Consider the following 8,713-nt stretch of genomic DNA (forward strand, 5'->3'; position numbering starts at 1 on the left):
GTTGACCTTTCTGCGTACAAACATGCCCGCAAGGTACGAATTTTCGGGCTTGCGTCACCCACGTCACCATCTTGATTTTTAAACAATATTGATTTTTAGCAAGTTACAAACATTAAAAAAACAGCTGTCAAAGTCAGGAAAGTCGTGGACATGGCAACTGTAGATGCCTTTCGAAATGTGTATATTCCTCATGTTGCATGAATCTGTTATTGATTTCATGCTATTTGTTATCATTATATATGATGTGGAGTTGATATGCCTTTCGCGTGGGCTTCTGCGTTGCTCGTTCAACTTTGTCGGGCAATGCGAAGGTCTCAATCCGTGTGATGGGGTAACGAGTACAGACTCCCACGCTTTTTATGTAAAAAGTAAAGATAGCACTTTGCCGGGCGGGTCTCAAATGTGCGCTGTTCGGGTGGAATGTCTATTCATATTGGAGAGGAAATCCGCAAAAAAGTCGAAGAAAAGGGTGTGGCCATTGTTTGGCTTTCCAAGGAATTGGGCTGTCATCGCACCAATATCTATCGGATTTTCGAAAAGCCAACTATCGATACGGGCATTCTTTACCGCCTCTCAATCATTTTGAACTTCGATTTCTTCCAGTTTTATTCGGATAATGTTAAGGAGCGAATGAAAGATGACGGAATGTAGCGGATTATGCTACATGTCGCATTTGCGCTACAATGGCTTGGCGTGGATGATGATTAAATGTATTTTCTTTGTAAAAATTTAATCATAAATGCATTATTTTTACAAAAATTTATCAAAAATGAAAAGTATCAAATTGTTACTGGTGATTCTGGCCTTTGGGCTGGGATGCGGTGTGCTTTCTGCACAAACACAAACTTATCTGAATTTAGGATTATCTTTGCCGACGGGCGATTTTGCCGATGGTGACGAAAATGAATTTGCTCCTCTCGGTGAATCGAAAGAAGGCGGTGCCGGAATCGGTGCCAACCTCGGTTTCAAATGGGTGTTTCCTACCAAAGCCAAAGGCTTGGGAATACTTCTGTCACTTGACGGAATCTACAACGGTCTGAACCAGGATGTCAAGGATTACTTTGATGACTTGGTTGATTATTACGAAGAAGATGGTGCAGATGTCACTTTGCGCAAGCCGAATTACATCAATGTTCCTCTCATGTTAGGTGTGAACTATTGCTATGAGGCCAGCGACAACTTTGGGATTTACGGTGAAGCCGGTTTGGGTTTAGACGCACGCTTCATGACAAAATTAAATCTCGAATTGGAAGCAAGTGGATACGATTATTATGGGGATCGTTATACCTTTGAGGAAACTAGGACATTCAAATACGACCCTGCGGTAGCTTTTGCTTTCCAATTGGGTGCTGGCGTTCTCATCAACAAAAGGTTCACCATCGGTGTGAATCTCTATAATTTGGGTTCGTCGAAGATTAAGGGAAAATACACGGATAAATATAAGGAATATTATGACGGAGAATACGATTCCGGTTCCGATAAGGAAAACTTCAAGTACAAGACGTTGTCAACGACAATGGTCTTGCTGCGCTTCGGCATCAGGCTGTAATTGATATTGTATTTCAATGTTAATAATAGTGAAGAGACTTTCGGATTTACGGAAGTCTCTTTTTCATTGATTTTAGATATTGTCTATGGAAGAGTTTGTAAAACTTGGATTTTTATATTTGTTAGAATCTAAATTCAGTCAACATACTGACTGAATTTAGCTAAATTCAGTCAATGTACTGACTGAATTTACGAAAGTTGATGTTTTGTTTGGTAAAAATGTATATTTTTGCAGGCAAAATAAGAATGTCATGGATGCTATTCAAAGAACATTGGAAAGTCAGTTGATGAAGCGGCTTGCACCGCAAAAGGCGCTTTTGCTGTTTGGTGCCCGTCGTGTTGGCAAAACGTTTTTGGTCACTCAGATTGTCCGTAATTTTTCAGGTAAGACCATGTCGCTCAATGGTGAAGATGCCGACACGGTGGCCATGTTAGAGCCGATGAGCATTGCGAATTACAGGCATTTGTTTCAGAATGTTGATTTGCTGGCCATTGATGATGCGCAGCATATCCCGGACATTGGTCGCAAACTGAAACTGATTGTTGATGAAGTGCCGGATATTCGTGTGATAGCAAGTGGTTCTTCATCGTTCGACTTGAAGAATCAGGCGGGCGAACCTTTGGTGGGCCGTAGTACGCAATTCACCTTGTTGCCTTTGTCGCACCAGGAAATTTCTTCGGTGGAAACGGCTCTCGACACGAAACGCAATCTTGAGCAGCGGCTTCTGTATGGTACTTATCCAGAGGTGGTTACATTGGATTCGTTTGAGCAAAAGAAAGAGTATCTTTATGATATTGTGGACGCCTATTTGCTTAAGGATATTCTTGCAGTCGATGGCATAAAGAACACTTCGAAAATGCGCGATTTGCTGCGCTTGATTGCTTATCAGATGGGTAGCGAGGTGTCGTATGACGAATTGGGTCGACAACTTGGGATAAGCAAAAACACGGTTGAAAGTTATCTGGATTTGCTGCAAAAGGTTTTCGTCTTATACCGTTTGGGCGGCTATTCGAAGAATCTGCGGAAAGAAGTGACCAAATCGAGCAAATGGTATTATGTTGATAATGGCATACGGAATGCGGTCATTCGCGATTTTAAGCCTTTGTCGCTTCGGTCTGATGATGACAGGGGCGCATTGTGGGAGAATTACATCATCACGGAGCGCATGAAGCGGAATCATAACAACCGTCTCGGCCTTGACTTTTATTTCTGGCGTACATACGACCAGCAGGAAATTGATTTGTTGGAGAACGATTCGGGCATGTTGAATGCTTTTGAAATGAAAGCGGGCAAGAAAAAGCCCAATGCTCCAAAGGGCTTTCGGGAGGCTTATCCCGATGCTTCATTTCATGTGGTGAACGCTGAGAATTACTTGGAGTTTTTGTAGGTGTTTTTAGGAGAAACCAAATCATTCCACACGAAAAGTGTGTTTTTTGATTTTTGTCAGATTTCTAATGCTATCAAATTACAATATCCATCTCTCTGAAAATTTCCTCAACGGCATTTTCATAGTCTTTCAAGGCGTTGATTTTTTTGATTTTGCGCCATACGTTTTGCGGGTCATCAAAAGAGTTCATCAGGTATGACCAGAGTTCTTTCATGCGTCCCAGCACTTTCGGGCTGCCTCCGGCATGGCGCAAACGGTCTTCGTACAAGGCAATGGCGTAGGCATGAAGTCGCGTCTTTTTATCTCCCTGTGTTTCAATTCCTTTGATTTCTTCAGCCAAAAATGGATTTGCCAACAGTCCACGGCCTAACATAAATTCGTTCATTTCGCACACTGAGCCTGTCGGAGTGTCGCAATTCAATGATTTATTGATTCTTTCAAAACTTTCAGTTGATACAATGTCGCCATTATAAACCAAAGGAGCCTTTATCAGTGGCATGATTTCCTTGAATTTTTCAAGGTCAGCTTCGCCTTTGTAGAGTTGCTTCCCAATGCGTGGGTGAATGATGAGTTCGCTGAGTGGAAAACGGTTGAAAACCTCGATTATGGGGCAGATTTCATCAGGATTGAAATAGCCTAAACGGCATTTCACGCTGAAATCAACATCAATACTTTCAAAAACGCGCTCAAATATTTCATTCACTTTTTCGGGATAGGGCAGAAGTCCGCTGCCGCGTTTTTTGTTGGCAACGCGTGGGAAAGGACACCCCATGTTTAGGTTTATTGCCTTGTATCCCAATTGCTTGCATTGTGTGGCGAAACGCAGGATTTCCTCTGCATCGGTGCTGAGTATTTGTGGTGTCAAGGTTTCGGCATCATTGCACGAAGGGTCGATTTCTTCGGTCTGGAGGTTTTTGGCGTGGTCTTTCTGAATGCCGGTGAAAAACGGCGTGTAGAATTTGTCGATGCCGCCGAAATGTTGCTTGAAAACGTTTCGGAAAGGAGCATCGGTGATGCCTTGAAACGGACCTAAACTGAGTCTTGTCATCGCATTATTTCTTCTTGATGCTGTCAAGTATCATTTTGATTATCAAACCTATGAAAAGCAGCGCGGAAGCTCCGACTGCAATTTTGCTCAGGTAATCGCCATGTTTTGCGTAGAAAGTGATTTCGGTATTTGCTTTCAAGGTTTCGCGAATGACGGCTGGTTCCCAATACGCTGTGGGTTGCAGCACATCGCCACGTTGATTAAAGAATCCTGAACGGCCTGTGTTGGCTGAGCGTGCCACGCATCGACGGTTTTCGATGGCACGCAGTTTCGAGAACTCAAAATGCTGCTTGTAGCCGGGCGTGTCGCCCCACCAGCCGTCATTTGTCATAACGAAAATCAAGTCGGCACCTTTTTTCACGAAAGTGCTGATGTATTCGCTGAAAGCGGATTCGTAGCAGATTGCGGCAGCAACTTTGTGATTTCCGAAATTCAGATTGTGTGAGGTCGGGTCGGTTTTCAAGGTGCCACGCGCAATGCCTATGGTGACACTCGATTTCTTCAGGAAATTCCATTCGGGAACGGCTTCAACGCCAGGTGTTAACTGCGATTTGTTGCGGTGTTGGTAACCTGTGGTATCAATCAGAATGGCTGAGTTTCTGGTGTAGAAATATTCGTTATTGTGGCCGAATTGCCGTGCCGGAAAGTCGTTTTCCATGCCTTTTGGAACCCAATCGTGGGTCGTGGCACCGATGACATAACAGGCTTGCGGATGCCTGTCAATGAACGTGTTAAGCTCTTTCAGTGACCACGATGCTTCGGTGTCGTCCCACCAAATACCTTCTTGAATGGCCGATTCAGAACTGACGATGAAACGTGTGTCGGGCGTAACGAGAGAATCAGCTAAATGAATATTTCGTTGCAAGGTCTCGCGATAGAATTCCGAATCGAACTGTTCGTTCCAAGGGTCGCAATTCTGCTGAACGACAATGACTTCCGTGTCTTCGCCTTTTTCCTCATAATGATTGTAAATGAAAAGACTGAACACGATTGGCAATATAATAATGGCTAAGCTGCAAGCCGAAAACGCATTACGCATTTTCTTTTGCTGTTTATGATGTGATATTATAGCATTTGTAATCAGTATGTTGGAAAGTAAAACCCACAAGGTTCCTCCTGATAATCCTGTGTATTCGTACCACTGAACCCATTGGTGGCAAGTTGAAAAGGCGTTGCCTAAATTCAGCCAAGGCCATTTTGCCACCCAATGATAGGTGAGCAGTTCAAATGCCATCCAATACGGAATGATGAAAAAATTGCCCCAAACGTTGTTGCAAAGTTTCTTTTTTGTGAGGTGAAACATCCAAAAGATGATTTCCATGAACAGCGCATTCAGCAGCCATGCGGCGATGGCGGCTGGTGTGGCATTCCAGACCCACCATGTTGTTGCCACATTCCATACGAAAAATGCAAAAAATGCGAGCCAAAGAACACGTCCTTTCTCGCCTTCTGCTATGCGGTTTTCAAGCCAAAGCAAAGGAACGAATCCGAAAAAAATGAAAATCGGATAGCCCCAAACAGGCCATGCAATGGTTAATAAAATGCTGCTAATGAGTGTAATAAGTATTTTTTGGTGTTTTTTCATGGTTCCAATGGATTATTGTTTCACAAAACTTTGCCTTAACGTCTGTTTCGTGGTTTTTATTGCAATAAAATAAATTCCTGATTTAAGTTTATGAATATCAATGCTGTTTTGATGTGATGACAGGATTTGTCTGCCGTTTTCATCATAAATTACAGCTTCTTGAAATCCGTTGGTGTCAATATAAAGCATCTCGTTGGCAGGATTCGGATAAATATTTGCAAATGATTGTGTTTCATTTGTTTGCGTCATTGGAATGGGCTTTACATAAAAGGAAGCCATGCCAGTGTTGCAGTTGTGCGTCGAGCCGACCATCACATCGAGCCAAGCGTAGGTATAGGGAATTTCCTGGTCAATTAAGGTTGAAGTGACCTCAACGATGATGTTTTCATTGGGTTCGATGTCGAAACGGCTAACGGCTTCCCCGTCAATGGAATAATGTGTGTCGGTGAACATTTCCGAAGGCGAACTCAGTACTAAGGTTTCTTGGTCGTACCCCGTGTTGATGACGGAAAATTTGAAGTTGGCGCTTTCGCCGAATGCGAGATCCAAAGTGTCGGTCGTAATGGATTTCACAATGAAATCATATTGGTGCATTTGGTTGATGACAACATCATCGATGCAAAGTGCCGTGCCACCAATGTTGATGGCATGAAAACCAAGATAAAGCTCATTGTTTGCGTACAATTCATATTCGATGCTGAATTGCTGATAGTCACTGCTGTGGATTACGATGTCGGAAGCAATTTGTCCGTTCATGGATTCGGGGCTTGGACTGTCGCCATAGCAGATCTCCGTTTGGAAAGTTCCATCGCTGACTGCCCAAAATGAAAGATTGTAGTGTATTCCGAAAAGTGCATCAGCGCGAAGGAAAAGCCACGATTCGTTGGCTTGGGTGAAGATGTACCAGTTCCCCGAATGTGGTTTGCAGTTGTGGTCATTGTCGAATTTCCCGCAAATCCAGCCTTTTTCGGGACTTGTCCAACCTGTCGGGACTTCACCTTCGGTGTTGGCATACTCGAAACTGTCTTGGAAAATGGTCTCGCAATAACCGTAACAAAATGTAAAACAAGTTAATATAACAAGTAGCAACTTCTTCATTTCTTGAAAATTTTAAGGCGACAAAAATAAGATAAATTGCGTCAAAATGTTTATTTTTGCTTTCCAAAATTATCATGATTTTGAAAAAGATACTTCTCATAAGGTTCAGCTCCATCGGCGATATTGTCTTGACAACGCCTGTCATCCGCTGCATTAAACAGCAAATTCCTGATGTTGAGCTTCATGTGCTGACAAAAAGCAGTAATCAAAATTTGTTGACGAGTAACCCCTTTATAAATAAGGTGTATGGTCTGAAAGGCGATTTGAAAGATTTGTTGCCTGAACTAAAGGCGGAACAATACGATTTCGTTGTCGATTTGCACAAAAACTTTCGTTCTTTTCGTGTGAAATTTGCACTTCGTAGACCTTTGGCATCGTTTCCGAAATTGGATTTTCAGAAGTTCCTTTATTCCAAACTGAAACTTGGAAAATTGCCTGACATTCATATTGTTGACCGTTATTTCAAGGCTGTTGAAAAGTTGGGCGTAAAGAATGATGGTCAAGGTTTGGACTTCTTTTTTGATGAGAATAGCGCAGTTTTGCCTTCCGAACTGCCTGAAAAATATGCGGCTATTGTCATTGGCGGACAGTATTCCACTAAGATTTTGCCTGCCGAAAAAGTGATTGAGGTTTGCCGTGCTTTGGACTTCCCTGTGGTTTTGGTGGGAGGGAAGGAAGATGCTGTGCGTGGCGAAACGATTTGCAAATCGTTGGAAAACAATGTGATAAATACATGCGGACGTTTCTCCATTGCGCAGTCGGCAATGGTGTTGAAGCGTTCCGAAGTGGTTTTGGCAAACGATACGGGTATGATGCATATCGCCGCAGCTTTGCGCAAACCGATTGTTTCGGTGTGGGGCAATACGGTTCCTGAATTCGGCATGTATCCGTATATGCCGACATGTCCGCGACGTTCCTGTATCGTGGAAAACAAGGCTTTGAAATGCCGCCCTTGCGATAAATTGGGCTTTATACAATGTCCGAAGGGACATTTTGCCTGCATGAACACCTTGGATGCACATGAAATTGCTGGAAAAATGTGGGATTTGATGAAAAATGAAAAAGCCGAGTGAAACTCGGCTTTTCTTTTGGAGTGGTACCGACGGGAATCGAACCAGTGACACATGGATTTTCAGTCCATTGCTCTACCAACTGAGCTACGGTACCTCCGTTTGCGAGTGCAAAAGTACAACATTTTTCGTTACCGCCAAGAAAAAAATGAAATTTTATGATAAAAATATTGAAATAAATTGTTTTATACTGATATACAGTTAGTTGTATTTCTTTTGGAAACAAATGCAAAGCATTACCACGTTGCGTCATTTTCGTGAATGTGGGAACAGGGACGGCCACCCGACAACTGGCATCGTCAAGCCGATGCCTGCAACGGAGTTGGATGGTTTTTGGACGTTGAGCCTACGGCGGCTTGCCCCTTCGATGCTTCGACAGGCTCAGCAACCTAAGCTCAGTGAGCCGCCATCATTCTCCGGCACGGAAGCAAGGATTTATGATAGATTTTTGAAAGATTTATGTCCAAAAAACACGCGCCAGCCAATCGGTATAATTCATGCGCTTTGTTCCCTGAGCTTGTCGAAGGGCGCATTTAAAAAATCATCTGTATAATCTGTTGTATCTGTATCTTGTTGAAAATAAGTGTAATCTACGCAATCAGCGGTTCGAAAAAATCATGTTCCGCCAAGGCGGTAGAGAGTAAATTCGGAGTAAATTTGATGAGTAAATTCGGAGTAAATTTTTTCATGCGCCAGCTAATCTGTGAAAATTCATGCGCTGCGCATATAAAATTTTCTGTGTAATCTGTAAAATCTGTAGTTTGCTAAAAATCCGCTTTCTATGTTACCACGCAAGCATTTTTTGATATTTTTTTTCGTTTAGGCCTGGTTTCACCCATTTGCCCTGGCAGTTTCCTGTAACCGGCATAGTCCTCAAAGCATCGTGGAGTCCGCAGGCCGGCGGGCTTCGCTTTCCGCCGCCCCACGCACACCACGCTGCTTTTGCGGTTAATTAATAAGGCGGCTCGTTTCTTTC

Annotated in this window: 8 protein-coding genes and 1 tRNA gene; 5 read left to right on the forward strand and 4 right to left on the reverse strand. The window is 43.1% G+C overall.

Translation table 11 applies throughout. From position 1 onward, the window contains the following. The first annotated feature begins 420 nt into the window (after positions 1 to 420). The 3 genes from AC06MN_RS09330 (at position 421) to AC06MN_RS09340 (ending at position 2,936) form a co-directional block, all read left to right on the forward strand. Entirely contained in the window at positions 421 to 651 is a 231-nt protein-coding gene (locus AC06MN_RS09330) for an XRE family transcriptional regulator (RefSeq protein WP_475672099.1), read from the forward strand. Between the two features lie 118 nt (positions 652 to 769). Next, complete coding sequence (locus AC06MN_RS09335; RefSeq protein WP_475672100.1) at positions 770 to 1,549, forward strand: hypothetical protein; 780 nt, start codon at positions 770 to 772, stop codon at positions 1,547 to 1,549. Positions 1,550 to 1,799: 250 nt separating this feature from the next. Then, positions 1,800 to 2,936 (forward strand): ATP-binding protein, encoded by a 1,137-nt coding sequence (locus AC06MN_RS09340; protein ID WP_475672101.1) that lies wholly within the window; start codon positions 1,800 to 1,802, stop codon positions 2,934 to 2,936. A 73-nt stretch (positions 2,937 to 3,009) separates the two neighbouring features. Here the strand turns inward: AC06MN_RS09340 and AC06MN_RS09345 are convergent, their stop codons facing one another. Genes AC06MN_RS09345 through AC06MN_RS09355 form a run of 3 tightly spaced genes read right to left on the reverse strand, consistent with a single transcriptional unit; the run spans position 3,010 to position 6,667 of the window. Further along, on the reverse strand, positions 3,010 to 3,984 hold the full coding sequence (locus AC06MN_RS09345; protein ID WP_475672102.1) for a tRNA dihydrouridine synthase: 975 nt from the start codon (positions 3,982 to 3,984) through the stop codon (positions 3,010 to 3,012). Between the two features lie 4 nt (positions 3,985 to 3,988). After that, the gene (gene lnt / locus AC06MN_RS09350; RefSeq protein ID WP_475672103.1) at positions 3,989 to 5,569 is read right to left on the reverse strand and encodes an apolipoprotein N-acyltransferase; all 1,581 of its coding nucleotides are present in this window, start codon (positions 5,567 to 5,569) and stop codon (positions 3,989 to 3,991) included. Between the two features lie 12 nt (positions 5,570 to 5,581). Next, positions 5,582 to 6,667, reverse strand: a complete 1,086-nt coding sequence (locus AC06MN_RS09355) for a T9SS type A sorting domain-containing protein (protein ID WP_475672104.1) — start codon at positions 6,665 to 6,667, stop codon at positions 5,582 to 5,584. Between the two features lie 80 nt (positions 6,668 to 6,747). Between AC06MN_RS09355 and AC06MN_RS09360 the strand changes: the two genes are divergently transcribed. Beyond that, on the forward strand, positions 6,748 to 7,740 hold the full coding sequence (locus tag AC06MN_RS09360; RefSeq protein WP_475672105.1) for a glycosyltransferase family 9 protein: 993 nt from the start codon (positions 6,748 to 6,750) through the stop codon (positions 7,738 to 7,740). A 21-nt stretch (positions 7,741 to 7,761) separates the two neighbouring features. On the opposite strand, the gene AC06MN_RS09365 is transcribed toward AC06MN_RS09360, so the two are convergent. After that, positions 7,762 to 7,834 (reverse strand) — tRNA-Phe (locus tag AC06MN_RS09365). 164 nt (positions 7,835 to 7,998) lie between these two features. On the opposite strand from AC06MN_RS09365, the gene AC06MN_RS09370 reads away from it, so the two are divergent. Then, a complete protein-coding gene (locus tag AC06MN_RS09370; RefSeq protein ID WP_475672106.1) occupies positions 7,999 to 8,130 on the forward strand; it encodes a hypothetical protein in 132 nt (43 codons plus the stop codon). The last annotated feature ends 583 nt before the right edge of the window (positions 8,131 to 8,713 follow it).

It is taken from the genome of Candidatus Limimorpha sp. (assembly GCF_056203535.1).

What these genes read in the sequence shown, in the direction of transcription:
- AC06MN_RS09330 (WP_475672099.1), top strand. Translation starts at nt 421, where the DNA reads ATGTCTATTCATATTGGAGAGGAAATCCGCAAAAAAGTCGAAGAAAAG.
- AC06MN_RS09335 (WP_475672100.1), top strand. Translation starts at nt 770, where the DNA reads ATGAAAAGTATCAAATTGTTACTGGTGATTCTGGCCTTTGGGCTGGGA.
- AC06MN_RS09340 (WP_475672101.1), top strand. Translation starts at nt 1,800, where the DNA reads ATGGATGCTATTCAAAGAACATTGGAAAGTCAGTTGATGAAGCGGCTT.
- AC06MN_RS09345 (WP_475672102.1), bottom strand. Translation starts at nt 3,984, where the DNA reads ATGACAAGACTCAGTTTAGGTCCGTTTCAAGGCATCACCGATGCTCCT.
- lnt (WP_475672103.1), bottom strand. Translation starts at nt 5,569, where the DNA reads ATGAAAAAACACCAAAAAATACTTATTACACTCATTAGCAGCATTTTA.
- AC06MN_RS09355 (WP_475672104.1), bottom strand. Translation starts at nt 6,667, where the DNA reads ATGAAGAAGTTGCTACTTGTTATATTAACTTGTTTTACATTTTGTTAC.
- AC06MN_RS09370 (WP_475672106.1), top strand. Translation starts at nt 7,999, where the DNA reads ATGTGGGAACAGGGACGGCCACCCGACAACTGGCATCGTCAAGCCGAT.